Source organism: Azospirillum griseum, from assembly GCF_003966125.1.
In the GTDB taxonomy this organism is placed as follows: Bacteria; Pseudomonadota; Alphaproteobacteria; order Azospirillales; family Azospirillaceae; genus Azospirillum; species Azospirillum griseum.
This window is the reverse complement of sequence record NZ_RXMA01000007.1, coordinates 221,814-237,326: the sequence shown is the minus strand read 5'-3', so window position 1 is coordinate 237,326 and position 15,513 is coordinate 221,814. Positions and strand designations below refer to the sequence as shown.

Here is a 15,513-nt window from a genome sequence, read left to right as displayed (position 1 = left end):
TCGATCTGGACGTGCAGAAGGGCGAGTTCGTCTGTCTGCTCGGCCCGTCGGGTTGCGGCAAATCCACCCTGCTGAACGCGGTCGCCGGGTTCCAGCCGCCGACGCGCGGAACGGTCACGGCGGATGGCAAGACGGTGACGGGACCGGGACCGGATCGCGGCATGGTGTTCCAGGAATACGCCCTGTTCCCCTGGATGACGGTGGCGGAAAACGTCGCCTTCGGCCTGCAGATCAAAAGCATGGGCAAGGCGGAGATCGCCGCCCGCGTCGAGGCCCTGCTGGAAAAGCTGCATTTGCAGGATTTCCGCCACCGCTACCCCAAGGATCTGTCGGGCGGAATGCGCCAGCGCGTCGCCATCGCCCGCGTTCTGGCGCTCGACAGCCCGATCCTGCTGATGGACGAGCCATTCGGCGCGCTCGACGCCCTGACCCGCCGCACCCTTCAGGACGAGTTGCTGCGGATTTGGCAGGAGGTTGGCAAGACCATCCTGTTCGTCACCCATTCCATCGAGGAAAGCATCTATCTGGCCGACCGGATCATCGTGATGACCTACCGGCCCGGAACCATCAAGCAGGATGTCCGGGTGGACATGCCGCGCCCGCGCGACGGCGCGTCGGCGGAGTTCAACCGCCTGAAGCGCGATTTGTCGCTGATGGTGATGGAGGAGCAGCAGCGCTTCAGCGCCGACGAAATCCGCTCCGTCACGGCGGATTGAAACGCGGTGGCGATCAGGACCGTTCCGGTTCGACCAGACCCAGATTCTGAACCTGCGCCCGTTGCGGCGTTTGCCCCCCCCCGGCACCATCGCCGCAACAAACCGCCAGAGAACATCACCGAACCATCACGCTTTGACCGCCATCAGAAAACGGTCGATCGCCCCCCTCAATTGATCGGCCCGCACCGCCACCTCACGCACCACATGGTCGGTTTCCGCCGCCGCCGCCGCCGTGCGCAAAGCGGCCTGATTGACCGACGACATGCTGACCTCGACCAGATGGTTGCCGGAGGCGGCTTCGGCCATGTTGCGGCTGATCGCGCGGGTGGTCGCTTCCTGCTGTGTGATGGTCACAGCAATCGCGGCAGCGGCATCGTTCATATCGACGATCAGACCGGCCACCGACTGGATCGAATCAACGACCTGACCGGTTGATCCCTGAATTGCTTCAACGATGGCGCGTATGTCTTCCGTGGCTCGGGCGGTTTGGGTGGCCAGGCTCTTCACTTCGCTGGCGACCACGGTGAACCCCCTGCCCGCCTCCCCGGCCCGCGCCGCCTCGATGGTGGCGTTGAGCGCGAGCAGGTTGGTCTTGCCGGCGATGCCACGGATCAAATTGACAACCTCACCAATCCGTTGCGAGGCATCCGCCAGAGACAGCACCCGTCCGCTGGTTTCCTGGGTGATGCCAGTGGCCCGCCCGGCCATCTGGCTGAGAAGCGACACCCGTTGCGCGCTGTCCTCGACGGCGGAGGCCAACTCCTCGGCGGCGTGCGACACGATGGTGACGTTCTGGGTTGCCTGTTGCGAGGCGGTGGCGGCGGTGCCCGCCTGACCGCTGGCGTCGCTGGCCACCTCCCCGAGGGTGGAGGACACCGTTCGCATGCTGTCCAGCGTGTCTCCGACATGGCCCAACGCATCGGCGACGCTGGCCTCGAACTCGGCGATCAGCGCCTCCATCCGCAGCTTGCGGGCGCGCTCCTGCTCCTGCGAGATCATGCTGTCCCGAAGCCGCTCACGCTCGACCAGACGGTCGCGGAACACACCAAGGGCTGCGATCATGTCGGCTATCTCGTCACGGCCCCGGCTGTCAGGGATAGGGGTGGACAGATCATTGTTGGCCAAGGACACCATGCACTGAGTTGTCCGCTTGATCGCCCGGATCACCTGGCGATCGACGGCCACCAGCACCCCCACCATCACCACCAACAGCAGCAGAACGGCCACCGCGACCGAAAGCGACGCGGTCAGCGAGTGGCGGCGCGCCCGGTCCTGCTCATCCTGCAATCGATTGTCGATGGTCCGAGCGATCCGGTCCAGAACCGGATGAAGCCGCCCGCCGATCTCCGCCAACGCCGTCTGGCTGCTGGCAAAATTGCGGATTTTCTCGATTTCCGCCACCCATGCCCCGAACATTGTGGTCACGTCCATCCGCAACCGCTCCTCCTCGGCCAGCGATGGCAGGGTCACAAGGCCCTGCGCCACCTCCGCCAGACTCTCCGGCGTGATGTCGGCGATCAGCTGCTCGGTGAAATTGATCAGGTAGAGGCTCAACGCGCGCTCCTGCTCCTTGATCCGCCCATCCAACACCAACAGCTTGGTCTTTTCCTCCATCAGCGCGGCCGTGCTTCGCAGCACCTCGTCCTTGGCGAGCGACGTGTGGATGACCGCGCCAAACGACAACCCGACGGTCAAGCCGATGAGTCCGAACGCGCACAGCAGCTTTGCTTTCAATGTCAGACCGCGCATCCCTTGCCTCCCATTCCATGCCGTCGGACCACGCCACCAGGGCGCGTTGTGTGTCCGACCGTGTTGACGAAAAGGCTCACCGGCACGCGCGCGCCGCGCCACGATAGGCTTGCCCAAGATTTCATGATGCTTTTGCCGACCAGACCGACGCCGATGCCCCGGAACCGGGTTCAGCGGGGCAAGCCGTTGGTCGATGGCGACACCACAGGCTGGGAATGGCTGCGTTTTCCCGCCATTTTCGTCCAACCCAGCAAGATGGACAGGGTCCGGGCCGCCGCCTTCACCAGCGGTATGGCACGGTTCAAATCTTCCGCCTGCATTCGGCTGTCCGGTGCGGCCAGATTGATCGCCGCCGCCATCTGTCCGTCCGCCCCAAAAACCGGTGCGCACACAGAGACATAGCCGACCTCGACCTCTCCATATGTCACCGCATAGCCTTGATCGATGATCGTCCGCAATTGACGTCTGAGGTCATTCGGATCGACGGTTGTCCGTTCCGTCAGGCGCCGCAACGGCTCTGACAGCAGCCGGTCCTGAAACTCGGCATCGCAGTGCGCAAGAAACAGCTTGCCGGAACCCGCGTGGATCGGGCGATGGCATCCGATCTGTGCGCTGACCTTGTTTTCGCGCGACGGCTCCCAGCTTGCGATGCACATGGTGTGGTCGCCGTCACGCACACGAAGCTGGATGGTTTCGACAACCTCCCGCCCCAGGCGGATCAGCACCGGGCGGGCGCGTTGAAACAACTCCACCTGCCGACGCGCCAGCCCACCCAAGGCTAAGGCGTTGTAGCCAAGCCGATAAGTCCGATCCGACTCCCGGCACACCACCATTCCCCGCGCCTCCAACGTGCGCAGCAACCGAAAGGTTCTGGCTTTCAACTCTCCACTGCGTCTTGCAATTTCCGACAACCCCAAATCGGGTTCGCGGGCAACGGTCATCAACACCGCCATCGCCTTGTCCACCGCATCGACCGTGTATTTTGTGCCCATCACAGCGGGTTCTGCGGGTGATGAGGGCAGCTGAGAGGAGGCCTTGACCGTCATGAAGAGTGTCCGGGTCCTTCTGTGAGTGTGGTCGAGCGGGAACAGGGCAAGACGGCACACGTGGCATCACCCAAGCGGAGCGATTGCACTTGCCTCAGGTGCGGCTTCTTCCGTAGCCGATCCGTTTTCGGGATCGACCATCGATCATGGGCGTAGTCGGTTTGCTCTATGAACCACCTTTTCATTTATGATGCCGCCTTTCGAAATGCGGCGCAAGGCGCAAGTGGCTTGCCAGTGACGCATTCGTGACGAATCATCTTTAAGACGAAAAAATTGAGCGTTCAAATCGGCACCCGAGTGACGTCGGCGCGCAATTCGATTTTCAGGTGACGCTTGCCCGATCCTGGGTGACGTCAGGCGATTTCCCGGGGGATGGACATGCCGAGACCGGTCATCCGGTTGATGACGGCACAGGCGGCCCGGGCCTCGGCCTTCTGTGTGGGCAGTGTCCGGGAACCGGCGTTCGGCGCATGGTCCGCGATGGTCCGGTGTGTTGGCTCGCCATCAAAAGCGCCGTCGGCCAGAACGGTGACGACCGGGCGCATGATCCAGTCACGCAGCGGGCTGACCGCGCCGCGCCATGGTCGGCGGTGTCCAGGCGGCGATTGCCTCGGGCACCCCCCAGATTGTCAGGTCGCCCTGTCGACGCAGCGCCGCGTCAGAGGCCCACCCTCTTTGCACCAATGTCATGAAAAGGCGCTCATCCGAGGAGGATGAGCGCCCGTTCTGCGTCAAACCGTGTTGAACGTCACACCATGCCGCCCCGGCTGAAGGGCAGGGTCTGCACCGGCTTGCCCGTCACCGCAAACACCGCGTTGGCGACAGCGGGGGCGGAGGTTGGCACCCCCGGTTCCCCTACCCCGGTCGGGCGTTCGTGGGAGTCCACAAGATGGACCTCCACCTTGGGCATGTCCGACATCCGCAGCGGCAGGAAGCCGTCGAAGTTGGTCTGATCGACCACGCCGCCGGTCAGGGTGATTTCGCCGCGCAGGGCGTGGCCGATGCCCCAGCCGGTGGCCCCTTCCATCTGGGCGGTGACAACGTCGGGATTCACCACCTGCCCGCAATCGACGGCAACGACGACGCGGTCCACCGTGACGTGGCCCTTGTCGTTGACCGTCACCTCGGCGACGTGGGCGACGTAGGTGTTGAAGCTTTCATGCACCGCCACGCCGCGCCCCTTGCCCTTGGCCAGCGGTTGGCCCCAACCGGCCTTGTCCGCCGCCAGCTTCAGGACGTTGGCCAGGCGCGGATGATCCTTCAGCATCGCCAGCCGGAAGGCGACCGGGTCCTTGCCCGCCGCCTTGGCGAGCTGGTCGATCATCACCTCCTTGGCGTAGGCCGTGTGGGTGTGGCCGACCGACCGCCACCACAGGGTCGTCACCGGTGAGGCCGGGCTGTGCAGATCGACCGCCAGATTCGCGACCGGATAGGCCATGTCGGAGGCCCCCTCGACCGACGTGACGTCCACCCCGTTCTTGACCATCATCTTTTCAAACGGCGTTCCGGCCATGAAGCTCTGACCGACGATGCGCTGCTGCCACGCCGAGATGACACCGTTGGCGTCCACCGCCGCCTTGATCTTGTGCAGGAACAGCGGGCGGTAGCGACCGCCCTGGATGTCGTCCTCGCGCGTCCACACCAGATGCACCGGGGCCTTGCCATAAGCCTTGGCGATGATCGCCGCCTCGGCGATGTAGTCGGCGTTGGTGGTGGCGCGGCGGCCAAAGCTGCCGCCCGCCCATTGGGTTTCGATCTTCACCTGTTCGGGCTTGCAGCCCAGCACATGGGCGACGACCATCTGTTCGACGCCCTGGAACTGCGATCCGGCCCAGATGGTGCAGCCGCCATCGGGGTTGAGCGCCACCGTGGCGTTCAGCGGCTCCATCGGCGCGTGCGCGAGGTAGGGGAAGACGAACTCGCTGTCCACCACCTTGGTCGCCGATGCGAAGGCCTTGGCCACATCGCCGGTGTTGGCGGCGACAGCCCCCGGCTGTTCGGCCAGCTTGCGGTAATCGGCCAGCATCTGATCGGTGCCGCGCGTTTCCGCCTTGCTGTCGTCCCAGGTGATCGCCAGAGCCTCGCGGCCCTTGATCGCCGTCCAGGTGTTCTTGGCGATGACCGCCACGCCGACCGGCAGGGTCAGCACGTCGATCACGCCCGGCACGGCGCGGGCGGCCTTGTCGTCCACGCTCTTGACCGTGCCGCCGAAGCGCGGCGAGCGGGCCAGCACCGCCGTCACCTGCCCTGGCCGACGGATGTCCATGGCGAACACGGCGCTGCCGTCGGTCTTGCTGGCATGGTCCAGCCGGTGCAGTCCGGGCTTGCCGATCAGCGTGTAATCCTTGGCCGCCTTCAGCGCGACATTCTGCGGAATCGGCAGCTTGGCGGCGTCCTGCGCCAGCTCACCAAAGGTGGCGCTGCGCTTGCTGGCGGCGTGCGAGACCACCCCCTTGGCCACCCTCACCTCCCCCACCGGCACGGACCAGCGCGCGGCGGCGGTGGCGACCAGCATGGCGCGGGCGGCGGCACCGGCCATGCGCAGTTCATCCCAGCTGTTGGCGATGGCGGTGGAGCCGCCGGTCCCCTGGATGCCAAAGAAATGGTTGCCGTAGAGCTTGCTGTCGGCGGGCGCGAAGGCCCCGCGCATCTGCGCCCAATCGGCGTCCAACTCCTCGGCGACGATGGTGGCCAGCCCGGTGACGATGCCCTGCCCTTTGTCGAGATGCTTGGCCAGCACCGTGACCGTGTTGTCCGGCGCGATGATGACGAAGAGATGCGGGCGCGGGTCGGCGGGGCCGACGATCCCGGCGGGCGCGCCACCGGCGGCCAGGGCCGGGGAGGGCAGGCGGGCACCCACGACCAGCGCGCCGGTGGCGGCGACGGTCTTCAGGAAATTGCGGCGCGACGGGGCCAGTTCGCGCAGAGCGCCGGTCACGCCCGTGGGCGCGCTGTCGGTGGCGACGGGCAGGGCGGCCTGACGAAGAAGATGATGCAGCATGGATCAGGCCCTCACGCTCTGGGCGGCGTCTTTGATCGCCGCGCGAATGCGGACATAGGTGGCGCAGCGGCAGACGTTGCCGTCCATCGCGGCGTCGATGTCGGCGTCGGTCGGGTTGGTGTTGGCGGACACCAGCGCGATGGCGCTCATGATCTGGCCCGACTGGCAATAGCCGCACTGGACGACGTCCAGCTTCTGCCACGCCGCGCGGACGGCCTCGGCCACCTTGCCGGAAGCCCCTTCGATCGTCGTCACCTTGGCCCCGGCGGCCAGCGACCCGACCGGCGTCTGGCAGGCGCGCGTCGGCGCGCCATCGACATGGACGGTGCAGGCCCCGCATTGGGCGATGCCGCAGCCGAACTTCGTGCCGGTCATGTTCAGTTCGTCGCGCAGGACCCACAGCAGGGGCATATCCTCGGGAACATCGACCTGGCGTTCCTGCCCGTTGACGGTGATGCGAATCATGCTCTCAAAGCCTCTCTGTTTGATGGCGTCCGCGTTGGGTCCGCCCGCCCCTTCGGGCTTGGCAACGGCCCCACGCCAGCGAACACAAACAGGCGCGCGCGGCGGGTGTGCCGGGTCGCTGCGAAGGTCCGATGCAGGGGTCGGTGGACACAATATGCGTGTCCGTGCACCATGAACAATCCGGAGCTGGTTCATATCGACATGAAGCGCATTCATAGCCCCACCCTCGACCTGAATTTGATCAAGGTGTTCGACGCCCTGCTGGAGTCACGCAGCGTGTCGCGCGCCGCCGACGCGCTGGGCGTCAGCCAGTCGGCGGTCAGCCACGCGCTGGGCCGGTTGCGGACGCTGGTCGGCGATCCGCTGTTCGTGCGCACCGGCGGGCGGATGGAACCGACCCCGCGCGCGCAGCGCTTGGCCGAACCCCTGCGCGAATTGCTGCTGGGCGCGGCGCGGGCGTTGTCGGTGGAGGAGAGCTTTGATCCGCTGCTGGAAGACCGCAGCTTTTCCATCTGCACGTCCGACGCGGTGCAGGCGGTGCTGTTGACCGGCCTGCTGCGCGACCTCAGCGACCAGAGCGTGGAGGCGGGGCGGGTGTCCATCTCCCTGCGCAGCCTGGATCCCGACGCGATGTTGAACGGGTTGGACGACGGAACCATCGATCTGGTCATCGGCTATCTGCCGGAGGTGCGGCGCTGGCACGACCGCGAGTATCTCTACACCGACAACCACGTCTGCCTGTTCAACCCGGACCTTGTTCCCCTGACCGCACCGATCAGCCTGGAGGATTACACCCGTTACCCGCACCTGATGCCGTCGCTGCGCGGTGGCCTCAGCAGTTTCATCGACGATGATCTGAGCGCGTTGGGCACGCAACGGCGGGTCGCGGCCTCCACCACCCAATTCCTGGCCATCCCGATGATGCTGAAGCACACGGCGATGATCACCACGCTGCCGACGCGGACGGCGGAGTTCTGCGCCAAGGCGGTCGGGCTGGCGATCAGCCCCTTGCCCTTCCCGTCGGAGGATTACGACGTGTCGATGGCCTGGCACCGGCGCAACACCGGCTCCCCCTCCCACGGTTGGTTGCGCCAGCGGGTGCAAAAGGAAGCGCAGGGATTGCGGTGAGGGGGCAGGGCGGGGGAATGACACCCACCCCGTGCCCTCACCGCAATCGCGCATGAGTTGTTGGATAAAACAACCAGAAGGCGACCTGTGACGTCACAGGATGCGATCACCCGTCCGTCAGCAAGCGGCCAAGGTCGGCGTGCAGTTCGGCCAAGCGGTCGCGGTGCGCGTCGGTCAGGCCCGCACGGGCCGCCTTCAACGCCTCAACCTCGCGCGCGATCAGCTTGAGGCTTTTGGCGGCGCGCAGGGCCATGGCATCGACCGCGTCGCTGGCGGCTTCGGCCTTTTTGGCGACGCGGAGCTGCTGGACGGTCAACCCGTCCGCCGCCTTGCGCCACAGCCGCCGCTGCGCGGCCTCCTCGCCCACCTCGGCGATTTCGCGCAGCACGGTGGCGCTGACCCGCCGGGCGCGGTTGGCTTGATAATCGACCAGAATGTCGGCGGGCAGGCGCAGCACCGCCAACGATTTGGTGACGACGGTGGCGTCCTTGCCGATCAACGCGCCGAGCGCGTCGTGGGTGTAGCCGTGGATGTCGATCAAACGTTCCAACCCACGGGCGAAATCGACGGCGTCGAGATCCTCCCGCAGGACATTTTCGATGATCGCGATCTCTTCGGGCTTGCCCGCCGTGATGATGGCGAAGATTGTCGGACGGCCCAGCATGCGATGGGCGAGCAAGCGCCGCTCCCCGGCGACCAGCCGGTAGGCCCCGCGTTCGGGCAGCTCGGCCACCAGGATCGGTTGCTGCAAGCCGTGCGACGCGATGGAATCGGCCAGCGCTTGCAGCGCGTCCGGTTCGAACACCGTGCGCGGTTGGTCCGGGTTGTCGCGGATGGCCTCGACATCGACCTCGATCAGGCGGGGGAAGTTGCCGGACACCCCGGCCAGACCATCCACCACGCCAATGCCGCCCTGGTCATAGGCCCCCACGCGGGTTGGTTTGCGCACCAGTTTAGGCGGCATCGGTTCCCTCCATCCGTTCGGCGGCGTCGATCAGGTCGCGCGCGATGGCGACGTAGCTTTCAACCCCCGGCACGCCGGGATCGGCGGCCAGGGTGATCGTCTGCGCGGCGGACGCCTGGGCGTAAATCGCGCTGCGCGGCACCGGCTCATACACCTTGAAGCGCGGCCCCCACAGGCTGTTGATCTCCTCCAGCGAGGCACGGTCCTGCGTCTGCCGCGCGTTGTACAGCGTGGGCAGGATGCCCAGCACCTTCAGGCGCGGATTTTCCCGCTTGGTCAGCGCGCCGATGGTTTCCTGCACCAGATCCTCCACCGCCATCACGGCAAAGCTTTCGGTCTGGCAGGGCATCAGCACGAAATCGGCGGCAACCAGCGCGTTCAGCGTCACCGTGCCAATCGCCGGGGCGCAATCGACGATGACGAAATCATAACGGTCGCCAACGCTGCGGATCACGTCGGACAGGCGGGCCAGACGGCCAAAGGGTTGGCCGTTCAGCTCGCTTTCAGCGCGGGCCAGCGCGATGCTGGACGGCAGCAGATCCAGGTTGGGAGCCTGCTCCACCGGCACGATGGCCTCGGCCGCCTCCATCCGATCCAGGATGACGTCGGCCAGCGTGCGGCGGGCCTTGGTCAGCGCGACCAGCCGCTCCTTGTCCAACCCGACATGGACCGACGCGTTGGCCTGGCTGTCGGCGTCCACCAACAGCGTGCGATAGCCCGCCCGGGCGAGGATGTAGGCGATGTTGACGGCGGATTCGGTTTTGGACGAGCCGCCCTTGGTCAGGGTGGTGGACATCACCAGCGGCCGCCCGCCACCGCGCAGCGTCCGTCCGCCCAGGGACGCGATCAGCAGGGTGCCTTCGATTTCGCGGGGGATCTTCTCCCGCTCCGTCTCCCACCGGCTGATCTTCGCCCCATCGTAACGGCGGCCCAACGTGTCGTTCAGCCACCCCGCGAAGTCGGGTTGAGTCAAGCCCCGCGCTTCGCGGATGGCCCGCATCTCGCTCCCGTTCATCCTGTTTTCCCCCACCATCAGATGGGGCGAATGCTATTCCCTTGATACAAGGCGGTCAACACCATCAAGAGTCAAGATTGGCACCGTTGACGGTACCGGTTGGATTTACCCCTCGCCGCGCAGCAGACGGATGATGCCGGAGAAGTCGGTTCCGCCTTCGCCCGCCGCTGTCATCATGGCGTAAAGCTGGGTCGCGGCGGCCCCGAGCGGGGTCGGCGCGCCGGCACTTTGCGAGGCTTCCTGCGCCAGCTTCAGGTCTTTCAGCATCAGCGCGGCGGCGAAGCCCGGTTGATAGTCGCGGTTGGCCGGGCTGGTCGGGACCGGGCCGGGGACCGGGCAATAGCTGGTCAGCGACCAGCATTGACCCGACGCGGTGGACGCCACGTCGAACAGCGACTGGTGCGACAGCCCCAGCTTTTCGGCCAGCACGAAGGCCTCGCACACGCCGATCATCGAGATGCCGAGGATCATGTTGTTGCAGATCTTGGCGGCCTGACCGGCCCCGGCCCCGCCGCAATGGACGATCTTCTTGCCCATCGCCTCCAGCACCGGACGGGCGCGCTCGAACGCCGCCGTCTCGCCGCCAACCATGAAGGTCAGGGTTCCGGCCGCCGCGCCGCCGACGCCGCCCGACACCGGCGCGTCCACCGCCACCGCCCCGCGCGCGGTCGCCAGCGCGTGGGCCTTGCGGGCGGACTCCACATCGATGGTGGAGCTGTCGATCAGCAGGGTGCCGGGCGACACCGCCGCGACGATGCCGTCGGCCCCGTCATAGACGCCCAGCACATGCTTGCCGCTGGGCAGCATGGTGATGACGATCTCCGCCCCGCGCGCCACGGCGGCGGGGGAGTCGGCGATGGTCACACCCGCCGCCGTCGCCGCGTCGATCGCCGCCGCCGACAGGTCGAAGCCCTGGACGCTGTGCCCGGCCTTGACCAGATTGGCCGCCATCGGCCCGCCCATGTTGCCCAACCCGATGAACCCGATGACCGCCATGGTCGTTTCTCCCGTGTGTGCTTTTGTTTGGTGTCGTTTGGTGGGGTGCGCCGTGGCTCAGGCCATCCGGGCGATTTCGCTGCGCGCGACGATCAGGCGCATGATCTCGTTGGTGCCCTCCAGGATCTGGTGCACCCGCAGGTCGCGCACGATCTTTTCCACGCCATAGTCCGACAGATAGCCGTAACCGCCGAACAGTTGCAGGGCGTTGTTGGCCACCTCGAACCCGGTGTCGGTGCCAAAGCGCTTGGCCATCGCGCACAGCCGGGTGGCGTCCGGGCTTTTCGCGTCCAGCGCCGTGGCGGCGCGGTGGACGAAGGTGCGGGCGGCCTCCAGCTCCGTCGCCATGTCGGCGATGCGGAATTGCAGGGCCTGGAAGCGGTCGATGGTCTGACCGAACGCCTTGCGCTCGCCCATGTATTTCAGCGCGGCGTCCAACGCGGCCTGCGCCCCGCCGATGGAGCAGGCGGCGATGTTGATGCGGCCGCCGTCCAACCCCTTCATGGCGAATTTGAAGCCCATGCCCTCCGCGCCCAAGCGGGCGGAGGCGGGAACGCGGACATCCTCCAGGATCACCGCGCGGGTCGGCTGGGCGTTCCAGCCCATCTTGTGCTCGTTCGCGCCAAAGGACAGGCCGGGCGTGTCCTTGGGGATCAGGAAGGCGCTGATGCCGCCGGGGCCGTCCTCGCCGGTGCGCGCCATCACCAGATACAGGTCGGAGCTGCCCGCCCCGGAAATGAACTGCTTGGCCCCGTTCAGCACATACTCGTCGCCGTCGCGCACGGCGCGGGTGCGCAGGGCCGCCGCGTCGGATCCGGCGTTGGCCTCCGTCAGGCAATAGCTGGCGAGCCATTCCATGCGCGACAGGCGGGGCAGCCAATGGGCCTTCTGCTCCGGCGCGCCGAAGGCGTCGATCATGCCCGCGACCATGTTGTGAATGGAGATGTAGGAGGCGATGGTCGGGCAGCCCTGGCTCAGCGCCTCGAAAATCACCACGGCGTCGCGGCGGGTCAGGGCCGAACCGCCATGCTCCTCCGCCACATAGATGCCGCCCATCCCCAGCTCGCCCGCCGCGCGCAGGGTGTCGATGGGGAAATGCTTCGTCTGGTCCCATGCGATGGCGTGCGGGGCCAGCTCGTCACGGGCGAAGGACAGCGCCATGTCGCGGATGGCGCATTGATCGTCGGACAGTTCAAAGGACATCGGTGCACCTCACCTCGTCGGTCCGGGCGGTCGGGGATGAGCCGACCGCCCGTTCCATCATCGCAGACGTTCGCTCGACCCGATCAATCCATCGTCGGGATGGCGAAGCTGGCCCCTTCCTTGATGCCCGAGGGCCAGCGCGAGGTCACGGTCTTGGTCTTGGTGTAGAAGCGCACCGAATCCGGGCCGTGCTGGTTCAGATCGCCAAAGCCCGACCGCTTCCAACCGCCAAAGGTGTAGTAGGCGAGCGGAACCGGGATCGGCACGTTGATGCCGACCATGCCGACGTCCACACGGGCGGCGAAGTCGCGGGCGGCGTCGCCGTCGCGGGTGAAGATGGCCACGCCGTTGCCATACTCATGCTCGTTCGGCAGGCTCAGCGCCTCCTCGTACGAATCCGCGCGGGCGACCGACAGCACCGGGCCGAAGATCTCTTCCTTGTAGATGCGCATCTCCGGCTTCACATGGTCGAACAGGCAGCCGCCCATGTAATAGCCGTTCTCGTAGCCCTGCATCTTGAAGTCGCGGCCATCGACGGCCAGCGTCGCGCCTTCCTGCACGCCGAGATCGACGTAGGACTTCACCTTGGCCAGATGCTCGCGCGTGACCAGCGGGCCGAAATCGGCGGAGCCGTCGGTGGACGGGCCGATCTTCAGCGCTTCCACGCGGGGGATCAGGCGTTCCATCAGGGCGTCGGCGGTCTTGCGGCCAACCGGGACCACCACCGAGATCGCCATGCAGCGTTCGCCCGCCGCGCCGAACCCGGCGCCGATCAGCGCGTCGGTCGCCTGGTCGAGGTCGGCGTCGGGCATGACCAGCGCGTGGTTCTTCGCCCCGCCGAAGCATTGCACGCGCTTCCCGGCGGCGGTGCCACGGGTGTAGATGTATTCGGCGATCGGGGTGGAGCCGACGAAGCCCACCGCCTTGATGTCGCGGTCGTCCAGGATGGCGTCCACCGCCACCTTGTCGCCGTGCACGACGTTCAGCACGCCAGCGGGCAGACCGGCTTCCAGCATCAGTTCGGCCAGACGCATCGGCACCGACGGGGTGCGCTCCGACGGCTTGAGGATGAAGGCGTTGCCGCAGGCGATGGCCGGGGCGAATTTCCACATCGGGATCATCGCCGGGAAATTGAAGGGCGTGATGCCCGCGACGACGCCCAGCGGCTGGCGCATCGAATAGATGTCGATGCCGGGACCGGCCCCGTCGGTGAACTCGCCCTTCAGCAGATGCGGGATGCCGCAGGCGAACTCGACCACCTCAAGACCGCGCTGGATGTCGCCCTTGGCGTCGACGATGGTCTTGCCATGCTCCAACGACAGCAGCAGGGCCAACGAGTCATACTCGCGCTGGACCAGATCAAGGAAGCGCATCAGCACGCGGGCGCGCTTCTGCGGGTTCTGGGCGGCCCAACCGCGCTGCGCCACCTTGGCGTTTTCCACGGCGGCGCGCATTTCCTCCACGCTGGCGAGCGGAACCTTGGCCCGCACCTCGCCGGTCATCGGCGAAAAGACGTCGGCGAAGCGGCCCGAGGTGCCCGCGACGGCCTTGCCGCCGATCAGGTGATGGAGTTCGGTCGTCATTGGTGGTTTTCCTCCCGGATGATGTTGCTGTTGATGTGCGCCAGAGCGCCCACGGGTATCGACAGGAAACTTTGCGCATCGGTTGTGCAAGAATGCACCAGCGCCATCAAACAATTTAGAGACTGAACAACTGGCCGTCACCGGTGGGGTGTGCCGGTGGTTGGACGGGATGAATGGAACGTTTGAAACATTGTGAAACAGGTTTTGGGGCTGTGTTCCACTGTTTCATGGAGGGGACCGGAACCATCCCCGCAGGACGCTGTCGTGACGGTTGCGCGAGCGGGTGCATGGGAGGCGCTCCTGATGGCCAAACGATCCTCCGTCCTACCCCCACAGGGCGGGGCGGACAAGGGCCGGGGGAAAATCCGAATCCGCGCCACGACCAGACAGGAACGGCGTTCCGCACCAACGCCACATCACCTTCCGATCACCGATCACGGGCCTATGCCAAAATCTGGATGGCACCCTTTGTCAACAGGACCTAAGGATTCCATCCATATCACTCAAGTATGATGTCTTTGCGGATATGGCAACATGTTCACGAAGAAAATCGAATATTAAAAATATTAAGTAACATACACAAATTTCTTATCATGTAACATCATTAATGCGATATTGACTATAATATTACTCTATGTCACGAATAATATCTGAGATGTTCAGATTTATAGTGTTATTGCCAATAACTTTAATATTTTGGCAAAACACTATGATTTTCCGAGGGGTGAGATGATGGAAAAGCTTTTTTGTATCAAAAATCTGGTTGTTTTCTCTCTTGGCGTTCTGTCGATGCTGTCAGGCATTGGCGAGTCGCGCGCCGAATCTGGCGCAACCAACTGCCGTGATGTGATCGTTGGAATTGAAAAGCGCTACAACGGCTATGACAGCTGGCGCATCATGAACATGGAGATTACGGACAGCAACGGCGGCAAGAAGATGCGCCGCATCCTGGCCGCGCATCAGAACACCGGCGTCCATCGCCGATTGCGCAGCAAAGTCCTTGAGCCTGCCGAGCTGAAAGATTTTGAGGCCATGGCGTATGATTACTTTGGCGATAAAGAATCCGACAAGGTCTGGACATGGCTTCCGTCGCAGCAGAAGACGCATGAAGTGAAGTCGGAGGATCTCAGCGGTCGTCTCTACGGGTCCGATCTCTCCATCGGCGAGATGCTGATCCGCCGCGCCAAGGACTATGAGTGCAAATATCTGGGCGAGGAAACCTACAAGGGTCTGCCTGTTTGGAAGGTCTGGGTGAACCCGCTGAAAGAGAGCGAAGTCATCCGCCTCGGCTTGCGCGATGGTGAGGTTTGGGTGGAGAAATCCACCTTTCTGCCGGTCTGGAGCACCTTCAACGCCGACGCCCCCAGCGAACAGCGCGTCTTCACCACCGACAAGATGCGTTGGGTTGATGGCGTGTATGTGCCGGCCTACTTCAAGGTCTTCACCCGCAAGGAAGGCCGCGTGATCTCGACCTCTGTCTTCGAAGTCGAGGGCGAGCGGTTCAACATCAACCTGCCGAGCGAATGGTTCGACATCAAGGACCTCGGCGGCACGACCAGCGGCTGGTCCGAGTGGCGCTCCAACGCGCTCACCAACTGATCCGCGCGTGAGGGGCGTGTCGGCTCACACGCCCCCGACGCCCTCCGC

General features: G+C 65.2%; 13 protein-coding genes and 1 pseudogene. 3 read left to right on the top strand and 11 right to left on the bottom strand.

What is annotated here, in order from left to right:
- Positions 1-716: ABC transporter ATP-binding protein (locus EJ903_RS10330; RefSeq protein WP_148105276.1), on the top strand; the 716-nt coding region annotated here is incomplete at its 5' end.
- Between the two features lie 126 nt (positions 717-842).
- On the opposite strand, the gene EJ903_RS10325 is transcribed toward EJ903_RS10330, so the two are convergent.
- The 6 genes and pseudogenes from EJ903_RS10325 to EJ903_RS10300 all read right to left on the bottom strand — a co-directional run bounded on the left by EJ903_RS10325 (position 843) and on the right by EJ903_RS10300 (position 6,977).
- Positions 843-2,465: a methyl-accepting chemotaxis protein gene (locus EJ903_RS10325; RefSeq protein WP_126614781.1), complete on the bottom strand. Its 1,623-nt coding sequence runs from the start codon at positions 2,463-2,465 to the stop codon at positions 843-845.
- A gap of 170 nt (positions 2,466-2,635) precedes the next feature.
- A complete protein-coding gene (locus EJ903_RS10320; protein WP_126614778.1) occupies positions 2,636-3,511 on the bottom strand; it encodes an IclR family transcriptional regulator in 876 nt (291 codons plus the stop codon).
- A 353-nt stretch (positions 3,512-3,864) separates the two neighbouring features.
- Positions 3,865-4,056, bottom strand: a complete 192-nt coding sequence (locus EJ903_RS10315) for a hypothetical protein (RefSeq protein WP_126614776.1) — start codon at positions 4,054-4,056, stop codon at positions 3,865-3,867.
- A 13-nt stretch (positions 4,057-4,069) separates the two neighbouring features.
- A pseudogene (locus EJ903_RS10310) lies at positions 4,070-4,180 on the bottom strand (IS5/IS1182 family transposase); the annotation flags it as partial.
- Between the two features lie 79 nt (positions 4,181-4,259).
- On the bottom strand, positions 4,260-6,512 hold the full coding sequence (locus EJ903_RS10305; protein WP_126614774.1) for a xanthine dehydrogenase family protein molybdopterin-binding subunit: 2,253 nt from the start codon (positions 6,510-6,512) through the stop codon (positions 4,260-4,262).
- Positions 6,513-6,515: 3 nt separating this feature from the next.
- Positions 6,516-6,977 carry a (2Fe-2S)-binding protein gene (locus tag EJ903_RS10300; RefSeq protein ID WP_126614772.1) on the bottom strand — a complete coding sequence of 154 codons (462 nt, stop codon included), beginning with the start codon at positions 6,975-6,977 and terminating at the stop codon, positions 6,516-6,518.
- Between the two features lie 201 nt (positions 6,978-7,178).
- On the opposite strand from EJ903_RS10300, the gene EJ903_RS10295 reads away from it, so the two are divergent.
- Positions 7,179-8,105: a LysR family transcriptional regulator gene (locus tag EJ903_RS10295; RefSeq protein ID WP_126614770.1), complete on the top strand. Its 927-nt coding sequence runs from the start codon at positions 7,179-7,181 to the stop codon at positions 8,103-8,105.
- A gap of 106 nt (positions 8,106-8,211) precedes the next feature.
- Here the strand turns inward: EJ903_RS10295 and EJ903_RS10290 are convergent, their stop codons facing one another.
- The 5 genes from EJ903_RS10290 to EJ903_RS10270 form a co-directional block, all read right to left on the bottom strand.
- Positions 8,212-9,069, bottom strand: coding sequence for a ParB/RepB/Spo0J family partition protein (locus tag EJ903_RS10290; RefSeq protein ID WP_126614768.1), 858 nt, complete (start codon positions 9,067-9,069; stop codon positions 8,212-8,214).
- On the bottom strand, positions 9,059-10,084 hold the full coding sequence (locus EJ903_RS10285; RefSeq protein ID WP_158627916.1) for an AAA family ATPase: 1,026 nt from the start codon (positions 10,082-10,084) through the stop codon (positions 9,059-9,061). The genes EJ903_RS10290 and EJ903_RS10285 overlap by 11 nt, the downstream gene beginning before the upstream one ends.
- A 105-nt stretch (positions 10,085-10,189) precedes the next feature.
- Positions 10,190-11,080 (bottom strand): 3-hydroxyisobutyrate dehydrogenase, encoded by an 891-nt coding sequence (gene mmsB / locus EJ903_RS10280; protein WP_126614764.1) that lies wholly within the window; start codon positions 11,078-11,080, stop codon positions 10,190-10,192.
- A 57-nt stretch (positions 11,081-11,137) separates the two neighbouring features.
- Positions 11,138-12,283: an acyl-CoA dehydrogenase family protein gene (locus EJ903_RS10275; RefSeq protein WP_126614762.1), complete on the bottom strand. Its 1,146-nt coding sequence runs from the start codon at positions 12,281-12,283 to the stop codon at positions 11,138-11,140.
- A gap of 83 nt (positions 12,284-12,366) precedes the next feature.
- On the bottom strand, positions 12,367-13,866 hold the full coding sequence (locus EJ903_RS10270; protein WP_126614760.1) for a CoA-acylating methylmalonate-semialdehyde dehydrogenase: 1,500 nt from the start codon (positions 13,864-13,866) through the stop codon (positions 12,367-12,369).
- 729 nt (positions 13,867-14,595) lie between these two features.
- Between EJ903_RS10270 and EJ903_RS10265 the strand changes: the two genes are divergently transcribed.
- Positions 14,596-15,465, top strand: a complete 870-nt coding sequence (locus EJ903_RS10265) for an outer membrane lipoprotein-sorting protein (RefSeq protein ID WP_126614758.1) — start codon at positions 14,596-14,598, stop codon at positions 15,463-15,465.
- Positions 15,466-15,513 lie beyond the last annotated feature (48 nt).

Bases quoted from the DNA above. Each gene is read 5' to 3' on its own strand.
- EJ903_RS10295 (WP_126614770.1), top strand. From the start codon at position 7,179: ATGAAGCGCATTCATAGCCCCACCCTCGACCTGAATTTGATCAAGGTG.
- mmsB (WP_126614764.1), bottom strand. From the start codon at position 11,080: ATGGCGGTCATCGGGTTCATCGGGTTGGGCAACATGGGCGGGCCGATG.
- EJ903_RS10265 (WP_126614758.1), top strand. From the start codon at position 14,596: ATGATGGAAAAGCTTTTTTGTATCAAAAATCTGGTTGTTTTCTCTCTT.
- EJ903_RS10305 (WP_126614774.1), bottom strand. From the start codon at position 6,512: ATGCTGCATCATCTTCTTCGTCAGGCCGCCCTGCCCGTCGCCACCGAC.
- EJ903_RS10270 (WP_126614760.1), bottom strand. From the start codon at position 13,866: ATGACGACCGAACTCCATCACCTGATCGGCGGCAAGGCCGTCGCGGGC.
- EJ903_RS10315 (WP_126614776.1), bottom strand. From the start codon at position 4,056: ATGCGCCCGGTCGTCACCGTTCTGGCCGACGGCGCTTTTGATGGCGAG.
- EJ903_RS10325 (WP_126614781.1), bottom strand. From the start codon at position 2,465: ATGCGCGGTCTGACATTGAAAGCAAAGCTGCTGTGCGCGTTCGGACTC.
- EJ903_RS10320 (WP_126614778.1), bottom strand. From the start codon at position 3,511: ATGACGGTCAAGGCCTCCTCTCAGCTGCCCTCATCACCCGCAGAACCC.
- EJ903_RS10290 (WP_126614768.1), bottom strand. From the start codon at position 9,069: ATGCCGCCTAAACTGGTGCGCAAACCAACCCGCGTGGGGGCCTATGAC.
- EJ903_RS10285 (WP_158627916.1), bottom strand. From the start codon at position 10,084: ATGAACGGGAGCGAGATGCGGGCCATCCGCGAAGCGCGGGGCTTGACT.
- EJ903_RS10300 (WP_126614772.1), bottom strand. From the start codon at position 6,977: ATGATTCGCATCACCGTCAACGGGCAGGAACGCCAGGTCGATGTTCCC.
- EJ903_RS10275 (WP_126614762.1), bottom strand. From the start codon at position 12,283: ATGTCCTTTGAACTGTCCGACGATCAATGCGCCATCCGCGACATGGCG.